This is a genomic window from Ruegeria sp. CDSB086 (genome assembly GCF_059611065.1).
The window spans coordinates 26,637-41,463 of sequence record NZ_JBXWOV010000007.1; the positions used below are offsets into that span (position 1 = coordinate 26,637).

Sequence of the window (14,827 nt, forward strand, 5' to 3'; positions counted from 1 at the left end):
AGAAACTTATCTTCACACTTATCCACAGAAACCGTGGATTTGTTTTCTCTTGATCTGGGGGCCACAAGATTGCAGCCATGGTCAGAGAATCATATCTCAGGCAAATGACAACAGACAGCGACTCGACCCCTGACACTCAATTGACCGGCTATGCCTGCATTTTGCGGTATGTGAAGACGCTGGACAGCTCACCCGGTGTGTATCGGATGTTGGATGCGGACAGCCGGGTGCTGTACGTCGGCAAGGCGCGCAACCTTAAAGCGCGGGTGTCGAACTATGCGCGGCCGGGACATTCGGGGCGGATTGAGCGGATGATCGCGGCGACAGCCTCGATGATGTTCCTGACAACGCGGACCGAGACCGAGGCGCTGCTGCTTGAGCAGAACCTGATCAAGCAGCTCAAGCCCAAGTACAACGTGCTGCTGCGGGACGATAAAAGTTTTCCCAATATTCTGGTCGCCAAGGACCATGCCTTTCCGCAGATCAAAAAACACCGTGGCGCGAAGAAAGAGAAGGGGACCTATTTTGGCCCCTTCGCCAGTGCTGGCGCGGTCAATCGAACGTTGAACCAGCTGCAAAAGGCGTTTCTGCTGCGCAACTGCTCGGATTCCATGTTTGACGGCCGCACGCGGCCCTGTCTGCTTTATCAGATCAAGCGGTGCTCGGGGCCATGCGTTGGCCTGATCTCGGAAGATGAATACGGCGAAAGCGTCAAAGATGCCGAGCGGTTCCTGTCGGGGCGGTCGACCAAAGTGCAAGAGGAGCTGGCCGAACAGATGATGGTCGCGTCCGAGGCGATGGAGTTCGAACGCGCCGCCGGGCTACGAGATCGCATCCGGGCGCTGACGCAGGTGCAGACGTCCCAGGGTATCAATCCGCGCGGCGTGGCTGAGGCGGATGTGATTGGCCTTTATATGGACAGTGGGCAGGCTTGTGTTCAGGTGTTCTTTATCCGCGCCAATCAGAACTGGGGGAACAAGGATTTTTATCCTCGTGTCGGTGCGGATGTGTCCGCAGCAGAGGTGATGGAGGCGTTTCTTGGTCAGTTCTACGACAACAAGGAACCGCCCCGGCAACTGATCCTGTCGGATGCCGTTGAAAACGCCGATCTGATGCACGAGGCGCTGAGTGAGAAGGCGGGGCGCAAGGTCGAAATCCTAGTGCCTCAGCGCGGCGAGAAACAAGAACTGATTGCAGGGGCCTTGCGCAACGCGCGGGAATCCCTGGCCCGTCGGATGTCGGAAAGCGCCACGCAGGCCAAGCTGTTACGTGGCGTGGCCGAAGCGTTTGATCTGGACAGCCCGCCGAACCGGATTGAGGTTTACGATAACTCTCATATCCAGGGCACCAACGCCGTTGGTGGGATGATCGTGGCAGGCCCAGAAGGGTACATGAAAAACGCCTATCGAAAGTTCAACATTCGGGGTGATGACCTGACCCCCGGTGACGACTTTGGCATGATGAAAGAGGTTCTGACCCGCCGCTTTACTCGCCTGCAAAAAGAGGATCCGGATCGTGACAAGGGGATGTGGCCCGACCTGTTACTGATCGATGGCGGCGCGGGGCAGGTGAGTGCTGTGCGCGAGATCATGGTTGAACATGGGGTCGAAGATATTCCTATGGTGGGTGTTGCAAAGGGCGTTGATCGCGATCACGGCAAGGAAGAGTTCCATCGTACCGGCCAGCGCCCCTTTGCCTTAAAACGCAATGACCCGGTGCTGTATTTTATTCAGCGTCTGCGCGACGAGGCGCACCGGTTTGCAATCGGTACTCACCGTGCCAAACGGGCCAAAGCGGTCGGCGCGACGCCGTTGGACGAAATCCCCGGAGTTGGTGCTGCGCGCAAACGGGCATTGCTGGCGCATTTCGGCAGTGCCAAGGCTGTTAGCCGGGCCAATCTGGCGGATTTGAAAGCGGTCGAGGGGATCTCAGCCGGGTTGGCGCAGAAAGTTTATGATTTCTTCCACGACAAGGGCTAGACCTTGCGCCCGCGCCACAGGATGTAGAGGCCGGAGGCCACGATCAGACCACTACCGATCCACATTGTCTGGTCCAGATCCTCGCCGAAAAAGATCACGCCCAAGGCAACACCGAACAGCAGGCGGGAATAGCGGAAGGGCGTGACGGCGGACACCTCTCCGGTTCGCATGGCCTTCATCAGGGATGTGTATGCGATTGCGCCAAGGCCCACAGCTCCGGCGATATGCAGGCTTGTGAGCAACGGCACAGGCGCGATGGGGGCCTGTTCCCAAAAGCTGTAGGCAAACCCGGCGACAATCACGCTGACAAAGCCATAGAACCCTAAAACTTCGGTTCCAAGGCTGGCGGGTGCGACCCGACTGGCCAGATCGCGACCAGCAAATCCCAACATCCCCAGCACGGCCAACAGAGACAAGATGGTGAAACTGTCTCCGGTTGGTTGGATGATGATCACAACGCCGATCAGGCCAACGAGAATGGCACTCCACCGCCGCCAGCCAACAGTCTCTCCGAATAGAAGCGCGGCACAGGCGACGACCACAAGCGGGGTGGCCTGCAGGATAACAGTTGCTGATGACAAGGGCGTCAATGTGATGGCCAGTACGTAGAACAGCCGCCCAAGAATTTCGAAAACCGCGCGGATCTTCATTGCAGGCGACAGCACATCCGGTTGCAGCAGCTGCGTGCCACGTGCCATTGCGACACAGGCAAAGATGAGCGCGCCACCCAATCCGAACAGGACAAGTATTTGCCAGACGGGCAAGGCAACCGCCGCCGCTTTCAGCAGCGCGTCTTCCAGTGCGAAACATGCCATCGCGCCGATCATCCATGCGCTACCGATCAGGTTGGCGCGCGCGTCGGTCTCAATATTCGGGGTCATCGGTTCGTCTTTGCCATTGGGCTTGGTCGGCTGCACTCTGACGACAATCCGACCCGGGGCCAAGGCCAATAACCGGTGCCGCGCCGGACTGCGGCGCTTTGACCAAGCCTCTGTGATCGGTACAGTTTTTTTCCGCCCCGTCTTTCCTGTCCCCGGCCAGCGATGTAGGGTCTGCTTCATGAAGTGGAACCTGCCGAATATCCTGACCGTCCTGCGCCTGCTGGCCGCGCCCGGTCTGGCCGTAATGTTTCTGTATTTCACCAGACCCTATGCGGATTGGTTTGCGCTGATCCTGTTTCTGACCGCAGCCATTACCGACTGGTTTGATGGGTACTTGGCGCGCGCGTGGAAACAGGAAACCAAGATCGGCGCCATGTTGGACCCGATTGCGGACAAGGCGATGGTGGTGATCGCGCTGATGATCCTTGTGGGTTACTCCGCTGAGCACTGGACGCCCTGGCTAGTGCTGCCAGCGACGGTCATCCTGTTCCGCGAAGTTTTTGTCTCGGGCCTGCGGGAATATCTGGGCGATACGGCCGGAACGCTGAAGGTCACAAAGCTGGCGAAATGGAAAACGACCGCGCAGATGGTGGCGATTGCCATTCTGTTTTCGCAGGGGATTTTCGAGCACTATTTTGTGATGGCTACATTCGGCATGGATGCCGCAACGATGGATCAAGTTCTGACGGGTCAATTGGAAGACCTGAATCATATGCGCTGGCACCTTGAGGCGATGTTCTGGTCCGGTCGCATTGGGCTGTGGCTGTTGTGGATCGCGGCAGCGCTGACATTGATCACCGGCTATGACTACCTACGTAAAGCCATGCCCCATCTGAAGGAGAGCTAAGGGATGGACGTGCTGTATTTTGCATGGGTACGCGAACGGATCGGCCTGCCGAAAGAGCGGATCGAAACCGAGGCCGCAACCGTATCCGATCTGGTCGCCGAGCTGAGCGCGCGTGAAGACCGCTATGCTGCCGCATTTGCGGACCTGTCCGCATTGCGCGTGGCACTGGATCAGGAACTGTCCGATTTTGACGCATCGCTTTCTGGCGTGCGCGAAGTGGCTTTTTTCCCGCCGATGACCGGCGGCTAAATCCATGCGCATCGCGGTTCAGGAAGAAGAATTTGATCTTGGGGCCGAGGCCAATACCTTCGCCGCCGGAGACGATGCCAACGGCGCCATCGTGACATTTACCGGCGTGGTGCGCGATCTGGCATCCGGTGATCTGGATGTGATGGAGATCGAGCATTACCCCGGTATGACCGAACGGGCGCTAACCAAAATCGCCGAAGAGGCACAGCAGCGCTGGTCGTTGGGCGATGTGCTGGTGATCCACCGCCACGGGCGCCTTGCCCCGGGGGATCGGATCATGATGGTGGCCACTGCCGCGCGGCACCGCAAGGATGCGTTTGAGGCGGCAGAATACCTGATGGATTACCTGAAATCCCGCGCTCCCTTTTGGAAAAAGGAAATCACCACATCCGGCGCGGAATGGGTCGCAGCCAAGGATGAGGATGAAGATGCGCTGACGCGGTGGTAGGTTCTGTGCCCGGCACCGGATTATCTGGTGCCGGGTCTATCATAGCGAGTTAGGTGCTTTGTTCGGTGTTACACTGCCGTGCCGCTTCGATGGCTTTTTTAGTACCATCCAGACTAACGGTGAATGCGAACTCTTTCTTCGGAAACACGGTCATTTCGTATTTGTTCATGACATCATCCACAAACTGGGCGTTGTTCGCAAGGATGTATCCGCCTGTATATCCGTCGGCGAGATGCTTAGTCTTCTTGTGCGCCTCAGCTTCGTAGACGTTGCCGTCGAGTGACAGGAAGATCTTTTCCTTCTTACCCTTCAGGCCAATGTCGTTCTTCGTGAACACACCAAGATAGCCCATCTCGTGGTCCTTGGTCAGACCCATCTGAACGACGTTCTGGTTTTCGTCCATACGCTCGATCAGGCAGGACCCGCGGGAGTCATCCACAAAGATAGTCCAACCGGATTCTTCGCCCCAGTTGGTGAAGGTATCGTTCTCTGACGGTATGACGTCACTTGAAGCCCAAGCGGCTACAGCAGAGAAGATGCTTAGAGTCGCAGCGGTTGTTAATGATGATTTGAAATTCATAGTACACTCCAATTTTCTGGATAGTGAACAGTGATGTGCATGTGTAAAAAATGCACCAATTCCTAATATTGAATTTGTTGTAAGAATTGAAGGCGATTGCCTCGGATCGGCTGATTTGTGCCGAAGGTGCAGTCGGCCCCAACCGGGGTCAGCTATTAAGCCCGGGGCTGGGATCAATCCGCGTTGTTGATACGCCCGCGTAGTTCTTCCGCCTCTTGCCGGGCGGCGCGCAGGCCGTCCATGGCGGCGGCCAATTCGGCCTCGGTCTGGGTCAGCTGGTTGGTCAGTTCGGCCTCGCGCTGCTGCAGATAGGTGATGGCCTGGTCGCGGGTTTCTTCTGCCTCATGCAGCTCCTGGCTCATGCGGTCCAGATCGGCGACGTCGCTTTGGCGGACGCGCGACAGGCGATGGGCCAGCCAGTTGGCGAACCATCCCATGCTAAAGGCGGCAAACAATATGACGGCGGTCGCGATAATGAATTCGATTCTGTTCAATTTACTGGTCCCCTGCGCCCGAGTCGGTTTCCGCATCCGTTTCCGCGGCTTCGGCCTCTGGCTCTGCGTCTTGTGACGTCTCTGTTTCGTCTTCCATCGCTTCCAACGCGGTTTGAGATTCAGCGGTGGATTCGGGCCGGATCAGGCGGAATTCGATGCGTCTGTTTTCTTCGCGCCCGGTTTCGGTGTCATTGTCGGCGATTGGCTGGGTTTCACCATAGCCCATGGCGGTAAAGCTGGCTGTGGGCACGCGCCGCGCACGCAGCTCATTTAAGATGGATTGTGCACGCGACTGGCTGAGCTGCTGGTTCATCTCTTCGCGACCCTGGCTGTCAGTGTGGCCCTGAATCTCCAGCCGGATGGGTCCGCATTCCCGCAGGATGTCGGCGATCTGATTGACCGTATCGCGCGACTCGGCGGCGACCGTGGCAGAACCTGGTTCAAAGGCGATTTTGGAACCCGCCTGAACCTCGGCGATGCGCTCTTCGCAAACATCCGGGTCGGGCAGCTTGTCTGCGGGCTCGGGTGGCTTTTGATAGGTGATCGACAGGCTGAAATCTTGTGCCTCGCCCAGTTTTTCCGACAAAAGCCCCGAAACATAGGCCCGGGTTTTGGGATCGTGGCTGATGCCGTTCAGAACCACTTCGTCCGGTGTCACGGTCAGCGCGCCATTGTGCAGTTGCGACAACGCCTCAAGCCCGCTGAGAACGCGAATGGGCCAATCAGCGGGCAGGTCAGAGGCCACGCGGGTTGCGGTATGGACGTGTTCATAACCAAAGGCTGCACGGGCATAGCTGTCGACCATGTCGCGCTGGGTTTCATCCCCTAGCCGGCCGCGCATTTGCACCAGGCCTTCGGGACTTCGTGTTGCTGAGAATTCGGGCGGGCCGGATTGGTTTTCCGTTTCGGGTTCCGGCAGAACCGCGTGCAGGGCAAAGACCTCGGGCAGTGCGTTTTCCAGTTCACCGATCACCTGATCAAACAGCGCGGCACCAGTGCCTTCGGCCGCGACCAGAGTGATATCTGCATCTGACAAAGTCACCGTACCCTGGCCGATTTCTGACAGCGCCCGAATGCTTAACACGGCGGCGTCGGGCCAGCGAGGCGAGGGTTCACCCAGACCGATGGTGCAGGAATAAGGCCCGGTCAGACCAGCATCCTGGGCGGCTGCGACGATCCGGTCCCGCGCCTTTTCATCCTGGGCCGAACAGGCGTCGAATTGCCCGCCATTTTCGTCGATCAGATAGCGCAGGGTGAAGGGTGTAATGACCGGGCGCGGCGCGGAAATGGACAGGCCAATGCGCAGGCTGGGCGGTGCCGCGCGCGTCAGCTCTTGCTCCAGCCGTTCTTTTTCCTGCTGGCTGTCGGCAATTGCTGTCACCTTTACAAGCCCGGGGCTGGCCGAGATTTTGGCCCGCGGCAGTCGGGTCAGCGCCTCAACAGCAAAAGCGATCGCATCGTCCCAGCCTTTGGGCTTTGGATAGTCGGCGGTTTCCAGCAAATCAGATATCGGCCCGTCATTCAGCGTGCGCAATCTTTTCGTCAGTGCGTCGCGGTCTTCGCTGGCCGGGATCAGGCCAATAACCGAGATACCGCTGTCATTGCGAAGAATTTCGGCTGAAAAGCGCGGGGAGGCCAACTGCGTCGAGGGCGCGACTTCCATTTCATCAATCACGCGCGAGGTGTCGACCTCGGTCCCCGCCGCCGTCAGAGCGTTGAATCGTGTGGCCTCATCCGTGGCGGTGCCGGTCAGAACCACCCGCAGCCCGTCTGACTGGACCTCGGCCCAGTTATGGCCTTTCAGGTCCAGCGCACGCCGAACGGCGAATTCCGAGGCTTCTTCGACCTTTGTAACGGCAAAGCTTGCCGCCAGCAGAGACAGCCCGACGGACGCAAGGAAGACAAAGGCAACGACGAAGAAATAAGGCAGACGCATGTGCGAACTATCGACTCCTCGGGTGAGTGTTCAGAACTCTTACAGAGGCCTAGGCCCGGGTGCAATCAGAGCAGCAAGGCGACGCAAAGGAAGATCAGCGGAATAAGGCCGGTGTCGCGGTTGGCGCGGAACAATTGCAGCAGTTTGGCGTTGTCCTCAATATCAAGCCCCCGCAATTGCCATGCCATGTGCCACCCCATCGCCCAAGGCCCGCCAAGGGCCACTACCAAGGCAATGATTGACGCCTGGGTCGTCGCGGCGTCGATGATTGCCAGTCCCATAAGCGCCACTGTGGCCATCAGGAAATACTTCAACCATCGCGCAGTGTCGGTGCCAAACAGCCGGGCGGTGGACTTGATCCCGATCAGTTCGTCATCTTCGGCGTCCTGGTGGGCATAGATCGTATCGTAGAACAGCGTCCATGCGATCCCGGCTAGGTACAGCGTGATTGCGGGTATACCCACGGTTCCCGTGTGGGCAGCCCAGGCCAGCAGGATGCCCCAGTTGAAGGCCAGCCCCAGAAACACCTGCGGCCACCAGGTGAATCGCTTGGCAAAGGGGTAGATCGTCACCGGCAACAGCGACAGTACGCCCATCGCAATTGCGGCCTGGCTGAATGTCAACAGAATCATCAGCGCCAGCAGGCATTGCAGTCCCATCCAGATCACGGCCTGGCGCACGCTGACCTGACCGGACGGGATTGGGCGGGACCGTGTGCGTTCGACCTGACCATCGAATTCGCGGTCGGTGATGTCATTCCATGTGCAACCCGCACCGCGCATCAGAAAGGCTCCGAAGGCGCAGCCGATGGCGATCCACAGATCCTCCCACCGCGGGGTGCCGTCGCTGAGGATGGCCAGTGCCAATCCCCACCAGCAGGGAATCAACAGCAACCACGTGCCGATGGGCCGGTCAGCGCGGCTCAGGCGCAGGTAGGGGCGGGTGAAAGCGGGCGCATATGTATCGACCCAGTTGCCGCTGACAGCGTCGGCAACCTGACCGTCTGGTGTTGGGGCATTGCCTTGCATATGTAAGGTCTCATGAGTGCAAAGATCAGACTGTATGTAGAGCACCCTCTGGGTCAGGGGCAATCGGTTCCTTTGACGCGCGAGCAGGCCCATTACCTGTTTGGCGTCATGCGCCTGTCCGTCGGTGGACAGGTCGCGCTGTTCAATGGGCAGGACGGAGAGTGGCTGGCCGAGGTAATAGAGGCAGGCAAGCGGGGCGGCGTCTTGTCCTGCGTTGAGCAATCCAAACCGCTGCAACTGCCTCCAGACCTGTGGTTCCTGTTCGCGCCGATCAAAAAGGCGCGCACTGACTTTATCGTTGAAAAGGCAGCGGAAATGGGTGCGGCGCGGATCATGCCGGTGCAGACGGAATTTACCAATTCGGAACGCATTCGTCAGGACCGCTTGCAGGCGCACGCCGTTGAGGCGACCGAGCAATGCGGTGGAACATTTGTGCCCGAGGTGGCTGATCTGCAGCGATTGGATCGCGTTTTGGAAAGCTGGCCCGAGGGGCGGCAACTGATGTTCTGCGATGAGGCCGAGGTAGGCTCGGCCCTGCGGTTGGCTGGCAATGAAACGGACCAACCCTGGGCTATTCTCATCGGCCCCGAAGGTGGGTTTTCGGAGCGTGAACGCGCGAGGCTGGCCGCGTTGCCTTATTCACATGTGGTCAGCCTTGGCCCGCGCATCCTGCGCGCCGATACGGCTGCCGTGGCGGCGCTGACCATGTGGCAGCAGGCGCTGGGAGACTGGGTGTGAACTGGCAAGAAGCGCAAGGCGCAGACGTTTCAAAGATCGACAGGTTCCTGTTCGAACACATCCAGACGTCCATGTTCCCTCTGGCGAACCTGCGGGATTTCGGCTTGCGCGGCTCAGACCCGCGCGCCGTGAACTTGTGGACATTGGGTGATGGTCCGCGCGCAGTTTTTGGGATCACAAATGAAGGTATGGTCCTGCCGCAATGCCCTAAGTGCTCGGACGAAAACCTGGGCCATGCGATTCGCCTGATCCGGGGGCGCAGGTTGTTCGGTCTGGCGGCTGAGGCCACTCAAGCACATCGGATCATGCAGCTTGCGGGATGGGAAGACCGGCCTGCAACCCTAAACAGTGACGAGCCGGGATTCTCGCTGGATCTGAATCGGCTTGTCATGCCGGACGCCACCGGCGCGAAACTGGTGCCGCTGGATGAACTGCACCGATCCTTAACAGTGGGATGGCGGCAAGACTATCTGATCGAAGCAATGGGCTTTGACCCCGAACGCGCGCAACCTCAGGCACAAAAAGATATCGCTGCCTATATCGAACGCGATTCTCATCGGGCCTTGTTGATGGATAACCAGCCGGTAGGAATGACCGGGTTCAACTCGCGTTTGCCAGAGGTTGTCCAGATTGGGGGCGTGTACACGCCGCCTGATCTTCGGGGGCATGGATACGCGCGACTAGCAGTGGCGCTGCATCTACGCGAGGCGCACAGCAACGGCGCAACCCGCGCTGTTCTGTTTGCCGCTAGCGATGCTGCCGCGCGTGCCTATATAGCAATTGGGTTCCGGCCAGCAGGCCACTATTCCCTGATTCTGTTCAAAAACCCCGAGGACACGGCATGAGTTTCATCCGACCCGAAGCCAAACTGGCCCTGTGGCGCTGGCGCGAAGTGCTGGTGGCAGGGGTCGTCTTGTTGGTCGGCCTCAGCTGGATCGGCGGACCCGGTGGATTGCTGGGTTGGCTGGGCTGGGTTCTGATCGCAGTCTCGGTGGCGCTGGCCGTTATTGGCATTCAGCGCGCCCGGTTCCGTTCCGGTGCAGGTGGCCCCGGTCTGGTGACAATCGATGAAGGTCAGATCACTTACCTAGGGCCGCTGACAGGCGGCATCGTTGCGACACGTGAAATCGAGCGCCTTGCGCTGGACCCGACATCGTCCCCGGCGCATTGGATTTTGGATCAACAGGGGCAGCCGACGCTTCACATTCCTGTGAATGCGGAAGGTGCCGAAGCGCTGTTCGATGTGTTCTCGGCCCTTCCGGGCTTGAAAACCGAACAAATGCTGTCGGAACTAAACGGTGGCGCGACGCATCCTGTGGTTATTTGGGAACGTACTCCTCTACGTCCGGCCCATTTGAGGCTGCATTGACACTGGCGCGGTTTAAGACCACGACTGACCAAACGACAGACACATCAGGATCGGAGCACGGTTCATGTCCATTCCCCAGTCCGGCGGCGGACCGATCGAACGCCATGAGCAACTGGCCGAATATCTGGAATCGGGCTGCAAGCCCAAACAGGATTGGCGCATCGGAACCGAACATGAGAAGTTCGGCTATTGCAAAGATACGCTGAAACCGCTGCCCTTTGAGGGTGAGCGTTCCATTCTTGCGGTGCTGCAGGGGCTGCGCGATCTGCACGGCTGGGCCCCGGTGGAAGAGGCCGGCAAGCTGATCGGGCTGGAAAAGGACGGCGCCAATGTCTCGCTGGAACCCGGTGGGCAGTTGGAATTGTCAGGCGCGCCGCTTGAGACCATTCATGAAACCTGTGACGAGGTGAACGCGCATCTGCGTGATGTGAAGGATATCGCGGACAAGATCGGTGTCGGCTTCATCGGCCTTGGGGCCGCCCCGATCTGGACCCACGAGGAAATGCCGCTGATGCCCAAGGGGCGTTACCGGCTGATGAATGACTACATGGAAAAGGTCGGCACCATGGGCCGGTCGATGATGCGCCGGACGTGTACGGTTCAGGTCAATATCGACTTTGGATCCGAGGCTGACATGGTGCAGAAACTGCGCGTCGCGCTGGCGTTGCAGCCGGTGGCAACCGCACTGTTTGCCAATTCGCCGTTCTTTGAGGGGAAACCCAACGGTCAGAAAAGCTGGCGCAGCTATATCTGGCGTCATCTGGATGATGCGCGCACCGGTATGCTGCCCTTTGTGTTCGAAGACGGGTTCGGGTTCGAGGCTTGGGTCGAGTACGCCTTGGATGTGCCGATGTATTTCGTCTATCGCGACGGCAAGTATATCGACGCGCTGGGCCAGTCCTTCCGTGACTTTCTGCAAGGCAAACTGCCTGCATTGCCGGGCGAAACGCCGACTTTGTCAGACTGGGCGGATCACCTGACCACAGCCTTCCCCGAGGCGCGGATCAAGAAGTTCATGGAGATGCGCGGGGCCGATGGTGGCCCATGGCGCCGCCTGTGTGCCTTGCCCGCATTCTGGGTGGGTCTGACCTATGATCAGGGTGCGTTGGATGCGGCCTGGGATCTGGTTAAAGGCTGGGACGCCGAAACGCGCGAAGAGCTGCGGGTTGCCGCGGCCCGGGACGGTTTGCAGGCGCAGGTCGGCGATATCAACATGCACGATCTGGCTGGTGAGGTGGTTTCGATCGCCCAAGCCGGCCTGAAATCCCGCGCCTTTCCCGGTGCAGGTGGGTTGGTACCGGATGAGACGCATTTCCTGAATGCGCTCAAGGACAGTATCGAAACCGGCAAGGTTCCGGCGGATGAATTGTTGGATCACTATAACGGCGACTGGAACGGCGATCTGACCCGGATTTATCCCGATTTCAGTTACTGACCGTCTTTTAGGTCTGTTGCCTTTAGGAGAGTATTTGCCAATTAACGCGATGTGACCTTGCCATGTGGCGGGGTCCTTCGAGTATGATTGGCGGGATATTCCCGAGCGTGATGGCGTCATGGCCCGTATCAGCGAACTGCATTATTCCAATGCCTACGCCGCCCAAAGCGGAGTGTCCGAGTTCCTAGAGGTTGCGCTGAGATCCGATGAGGATCCGGCCAATTTCACTGTGTCCTTCTATCAGGCGAATGGTCAGGTCGGGATCGAAATTCCGCTGGATCACCCGTCGGTTCAGGTCTCGACAGACCCTGACAATAACGAACAGGTCTTTGTGATTTCAGCGGATTTCTTTCCGATCCTGCTGACCGATCCCAATGGCGGCGGCTCTACCAACTATGAAGCCTATGCGCTGACCAATACGTCGACGAATGAGGTCATCGATTTCTACGATATCGGTGGCGGCACCACTGATATCGTCGCTCAAAATGGGTTAGCCGCCGGGGAAACTTCGGAAAATCTGCCGGTTCTTGTCGGGCCGAACCAAACCACAACGACCCTGCAATTCAATCAGCCCAACCCGGACACACTTGTGCATGCGCCGCTCTCACCCGGCGATTCAGGCGCGCCGTGTTTCGCGGCTGGCACGTTGGTCGACACGCCAGACGGCCCGCGCAGGGTTGAAACTCTGGGGCCGGGTGACCTGGTGCTAACGCAGGACGATGGTGCTTGCATCATTCGCTGGGCCGGTGGCTGCACTGTTTCAGGACGGGGTCGTTTTGCACCCGTTCGCATCCGTTCCGGCGCGTTGGGGGCGGAAAGGGACATTTACGTCTCGCCGCAACACCGCCTGCTGGTCTCAGGTTGGCAGGCGCAGCTGCTGTTCGGAGAAGATGAGGTCCTTGTCGCGGCCAAATCAATGGTCAATGACACGACCATCACATCCGCGCCTTGCGACCATGTTCACTATGTTCATCTGTTCTTTGACCAGCATCAACTGGTGTCGACCTCTGGCCTGATCTCGGAAAGCTTCTTTCCCGGGGCTCAGGGCCTGTCGAGTCTTGACCGCGAAGCCGCAGACGAGCTGTTCGCCCTGTTCCCCGAGCTTTTGGATCAGCCGCAAACTTATGGCCCGACCGTTCGCCCGGTCCGGTGCGGCCCACAAGTGGCAATGCTGCGGGCGATCTGATCCGCCCCTCTTGCTTTCGCAGACTGCTGTGATAGCAGAGCTTCAACAGCATTCAGGGAACTGTCATGGACGATCTTAAGGGAAAATATCTGGGTCAGATCGCCGATGCAGGCGACGAAAACGCGCTCGAAGCGATCCGTGTCGCGGCTGTCGGCAAAAAGGGCGAAGTCGCGCTGAAAATGCGCGAGCTGGGCAAGATGACGCCCGAGGAACGCCAGGTCGCTGGCCCCGCACTGAATGCCCTGAAGGATGAGATCAACTCGGCCCTGTCCGCCAAGAAAGCCGCTTTGGCCGATGCCGCGCTGGACGAACGCCTGCGCACCGAATGGCTGGACGTCACCCTGCCGACCCGCGCGCGCCGTCAGGGCTCGATCCACCCGGTCAGCCAAGCGACTGAGGAGCTGACCGCGATCTTTGCCGAACTGGGTTTCTCGGTGGCCGAAGGGCCGCGGATTGAGACCGACTGGCATAATTTCGACGCCCTGAACATCCCCGGCCACCACCCCGCGCGGGCCGAGATGGATACGTTTTATATGCACCGTGCCGAGGGCGATAATCGCCCGCCGCACGTGTTGCGCACTCATACGTCGCCGGTCCAGATCCGCTCGATGGAGAAACAGGGCGCGCCGATCCGCATCATTTGTCCGGGCGGCGTATACCGCGCCGACTATGACCAGACCCACACCCCGATGTTCCATCAGGTCGAAGGTCTGGCCATCGACAAGGACATCTCGATGGCGAACCTGAAATGGGTTCTGGAAGAGTTCGTGAAGGCGTTCTTCGAGGTCGACGATGTCGAACTGCGCTTCCGCGCTTCGCACTTCCCCTTCACCGAGCCGTCGGCTGAGGTCGATATCCGCTGTTCCTGGGATAACGGTCAGCTGAAGATCGGCGAGGGCGACGACTGGATGGAGATTCTGGGTTCCGGCATGGTCCACCCCAAGGTGATCGCCGCCGGTGGTATAGACCCGGACGTCTATCAGGGCTTTGCCTTTGGCATCGGCATCGACCGTCTGGCGATGCTGAAATACGGCATTCCTGACCTGCGCGCGTTCTTTGATTCCGACCTGCGCTGGCTGCGCCATTATGGGTTTGCGGCGCTGGATATGCCGAACCTGCATGGTGGTTTGAGCCGTTAGGGGGATCATTGGACGACTGGCTAACAGCGTATCGCGATTGGTGGAAACGTAGGGTTTCCAACTACCCGTTGCTTTGGCTGTTATGCTTGATTCTTGCGCTGTTTGTGTTGCCAACGCTCGCATCGTGGGTTTGGGAAAGCAACTCTGCCGCCGTCCTGATCGCATTTTTTGCGTCCGCGTTTCTGTTTCTGCCAGGCATTCTTATTGCTGGGCTTGAATTCGTGCGGATAGGAAGTTTCCTCCTGCGCGACAGATTCCAAAGAGAGAAAACCCACGACCTGATCAATAGACGGAACAGCGGTTTTTGGAAGTGGTGGTAGATAGTGTATCTACTAGGGCTTTATTTTTCGAAATTCTATGATTGGAGTTTCGCGCTCTCTTCCCGAAATAGTCGCTGGGTGGGAAATGTGATTCTCTTTGGATGGTTCGTTCTCTTTTGTGTGCTTGCGAGTTTTCTGCCAGGATGGTTGAGCGCTCTAATTTTATTTGCGTCTTCGCCATTTTCACTCCTTTTCATG

16 protein-coding genes are annotated in these 14,827 nt (G+C 58.6%); 11 read left to right on the plus strand and 5 right to left on the minus strand.

Features of this window, described 5'->3' with window-relative positions; all coding sequences use genetic code 11:
* The first annotated feature begins 104 nt into the window (after positions 1 to 104).
* Positions 105 to 1,979, plus strand: coding sequence for an excinuclease ABC subunit UvrC (gene uvrC, locus AC2FIO_RS15090; protein ID WP_496698646.1), 1,875 nt, complete (start codon positions 105 to 107; stop codon positions 1,977 to 1,979).
* Here uvrC and AC2FIO_RS15095 read toward each other — a convergent pair.
* Positions 1,976 to 2,860 (minus strand): DMT family transporter, encoded by an 885-nt coding sequence (locus AC2FIO_RS15095; RefSeq protein WP_282121367.1) that lies wholly within the window; start codon positions 2,858 to 2,860, stop codon positions 1,976 to 1,978. The genes uvrC and AC2FIO_RS15095 overlap by 4 nt on opposite strands.
* A gap of 178 nt (positions 2,861 to 3,038) precedes the next feature.
* Here AC2FIO_RS15095 and pgsA point away from each other — a divergent pair, with 178 nt between their 5' ends.
* From pgsA to AC2FIO_RS15110, 3 genes are read left to right on the plus strand one after another with little or no spacing between them, the layout of a single operon-like run.
* Positions 3,039 to 3,707, plus strand: coding sequence for a CDP-diacylglycerol--glycerol-3-phosphate 3-phosphatidyltransferase (gene pgsA, locus AC2FIO_RS15100; protein WP_282121368.1), 669 nt, complete (start codon positions 3,039 to 3,041; stop codon positions 3,705 to 3,707).
* 3 nt (positions 3,708 to 3,710) lie between these two features.
* Positions 3,711 to 3,956, plus strand: a complete 246-nt coding sequence (gene moaD, locus AC2FIO_RS15105; protein ID WP_058278869.1) for a molybdopterin converting factor subunit 1 — start codon at positions 3,711 to 3,713, stop codon at positions 3,954 to 3,956.
* 4 nt (positions 3,957 to 3,960) lie between these two features.
* Positions 3,961 to 4,404, plus strand: coding sequence for a molybdenum cofactor biosynthesis protein MoaE (locus AC2FIO_RS15110; RefSeq protein WP_282121369.1), 444 nt, complete (start codon positions 3,961 to 3,963; stop codon positions 4,402 to 4,404).
* A 49-nt stretch (positions 4,405 to 4,453) separates the two neighbouring features.
* Here the strand turns inward: AC2FIO_RS15110 and AC2FIO_RS15115 are convergent, their stop codons facing one another.
* The 4 genes from AC2FIO_RS15115 to ubiA all read right to left on the minus strand — a co-directional run bounded on the left by AC2FIO_RS15115 (position 4,454) and on the right by ubiA (position 8,442).
* Entirely contained in the window at positions 4,454 to 4,984 is a 531-nt protein-coding gene (locus tag AC2FIO_RS15115; protein ID WP_058278867.1) for a hypothetical protein, read from the minus strand.
* Between the two features lie 173 nt (positions 4,985 to 5,157).
* Positions 5,158 to 5,478, minus strand: a complete 321-nt coding sequence (locus tag AC2FIO_RS15120) for a hypothetical protein (protein WP_058278866.1) — start codon at positions 5,476 to 5,478, stop codon at positions 5,158 to 5,160.
* 1 nt (position 5,479) lies between these two features.
* Positions 5,480 to 7,414, minus strand: a complete 1,935-nt coding sequence (locus tag AC2FIO_RS15125; protein WP_496698649.1) for an OmpA family protein — start codon at positions 7,412 to 7,414, stop codon at positions 5,480 to 5,482.
* Between the two features lie 65 nt (positions 7,415 to 7,479).
* On the minus strand, positions 7,480 to 8,442 hold the full coding sequence (gene ubiA / locus AC2FIO_RS15130) for a 4-hydroxybenzoate octaprenyltransferase (protein WP_496698651.1): 963 nt from the start codon (positions 8,440 to 8,442) through the stop codon (positions 7,480 to 7,482).
* Between the two features lie 12 nt (positions 8,443 to 8,454).
* On the opposite strand from ubiA, the gene AC2FIO_RS15135 reads away from it, so the two are divergent.
* From AC2FIO_RS15135 to AC2FIO_RS15165, 7 genes are all read left to right on the plus strand, one after another.
* Positions 8,455 to 9,180 (plus strand): 16S rRNA (uracil(1498)-N(3))-methyltransferase, encoded by a 726-nt coding sequence (locus AC2FIO_RS15135; RefSeq protein WP_109312972.1) that lies wholly within the window; start codon positions 8,455 to 8,457, stop codon positions 9,178 to 9,180.
* Positions 9,177 to 10,025: a GNAT family N-acetyltransferase gene (locus AC2FIO_RS15140; protein WP_496698654.1), complete on the plus strand. Its 849-nt coding sequence runs from the start codon at positions 9,177 to 9,179 to the stop codon at positions 10,023 to 10,025. Before AC2FIO_RS15135 ends, AC2FIO_RS15140 begins: the two co-directional genes overlap by 4 nt.
* Positions 10,022 to 10,549, plus strand: a complete 528-nt coding sequence (locus tag AC2FIO_RS15145; RefSeq protein ID WP_282169859.1) for a hypothetical protein — start codon at positions 10,022 to 10,024, stop codon at positions 10,547 to 10,549. Before AC2FIO_RS15140 ends, AC2FIO_RS15145 begins: the two co-directional genes overlap by 4 nt.
* A gap of 64 nt (positions 10,550 to 10,613) precedes the next feature.
* Positions 10,614 to 11,984: a glutamate--cysteine ligase gene (locus tag AC2FIO_RS15150; RefSeq protein ID WP_058273615.1), complete on the plus strand. Its 1,371-nt coding sequence runs from the start codon at positions 10,614 to 10,616 to the stop codon at positions 11,982 to 11,984.
* A 64-nt stretch (positions 11,985 to 12,048) separates the two neighbouring features.
* Entirely contained in the window at positions 12,049 to 13,170 is a 1,122-nt protein-coding gene (locus AC2FIO_RS15155) for a Hint domain-containing protein (protein ID WP_496698656.1), read from the plus strand.
* A gap of 65 nt (positions 13,171 to 13,235) precedes the next feature.
* Positions 13,236 to 14,309, plus strand: coding sequence for a phenylalanine--tRNA ligase subunit alpha (gene pheS / locus AC2FIO_RS15160; protein WP_282169857.1), 1,074 nt, complete (start codon positions 13,236 to 13,238; stop codon positions 14,307 to 14,309).
* A gap of 8 nt (positions 14,310 to 14,317) precedes the next feature.
* Positions 14,318 to 14,629 carry a hypothetical protein gene (locus AC2FIO_RS15165; protein ID WP_496698659.1) on the plus strand — a complete coding sequence of 104 codons (312 nt, stop codon included), beginning with the start codon at positions 14,318 to 14,320 and terminating at the stop codon, positions 14,627 to 14,629.
* Positions 14,630 to 14,827: the final 198 nt, after the last annotated feature.

Excerpts from the sequence above, each read along its gene's own strand:
- AC2FIO_RS15110 (WP_282121369.1), top strand. The coding sequence starts at position 3,961 with ATGCGCATCGCGGTTCAGGAAGAAGAATTTGATCTTGGGGCCGAGGCC.
- ubiA (WP_496698651.1), bottom strand. The coding sequence starts at position 8,442 with ATGCAAGGCAATGCCCCAACACCAGACGGTCAGGTTGCCGACGCTGTC.
- pgsA (WP_282121368.1), top strand. The coding sequence starts at position 3,039 with ATGAAGTGGAACCTGCCGAATATCCTGACCGTCCTGCGCCTGCTGGCC.
- AC2FIO_RS15135 (WP_109312972.1), top strand. The coding sequence starts at position 8,455 with ATGAGTGCAAAGATCAGACTGTATGTAGAGCACCCTCTGGGTCAGGGG.
- AC2FIO_RS15095 (WP_282121367.1), bottom strand. The coding sequence starts at position 2,860 with ATGACCCCGAATATTGAGACCGACGCGCGCGCCAACCTGATCGGTAGC.
- AC2FIO_RS15125 (WP_496698649.1), bottom strand. The coding sequence starts at position 7,414 with ATGCGTCTGCCTTATTTCTTCGTCGTTGCCTTTGTCTTCCTTGCGTCC.
- uvrC (WP_496698646.1), top strand. The coding sequence starts at position 105 with ATGACAACAGACAGCGACTCGACCCCTGACACTCAATTGACCGGCTAT.
- pheS (WP_282169857.1), top strand. The coding sequence starts at position 13,236 with ATGGACGATCTTAAGGGAAAATATCTGGGTCAGATCGCCGATGCAGGC.
- moaD (WP_058278869.1), top strand. The coding sequence starts at position 3,711 with ATGGACGTGCTGTATTTTGCATGGGTACGCGAACGGATCGGCCTGCCG.
- AC2FIO_RS15150 (WP_058273615.1), top strand. The coding sequence starts at position 10,614 with ATGTCCATTCCCCAGTCCGGCGGCGGACCGATCGAACGCCATGAGCAA.
- AC2FIO_RS15115 (WP_058278867.1), bottom strand. The coding sequence starts at position 4,984 with ATGAATTTCAAATCATCATTAACAACCGCTGCGACTCTAAGCATCTTC.
- AC2FIO_RS15145 (WP_282169859.1), top strand. The coding sequence starts at position 10,022 with ATGAGTTTCATCCGACCCGAAGCCAAACTGGCCCTGTGGCGCTGGCGC.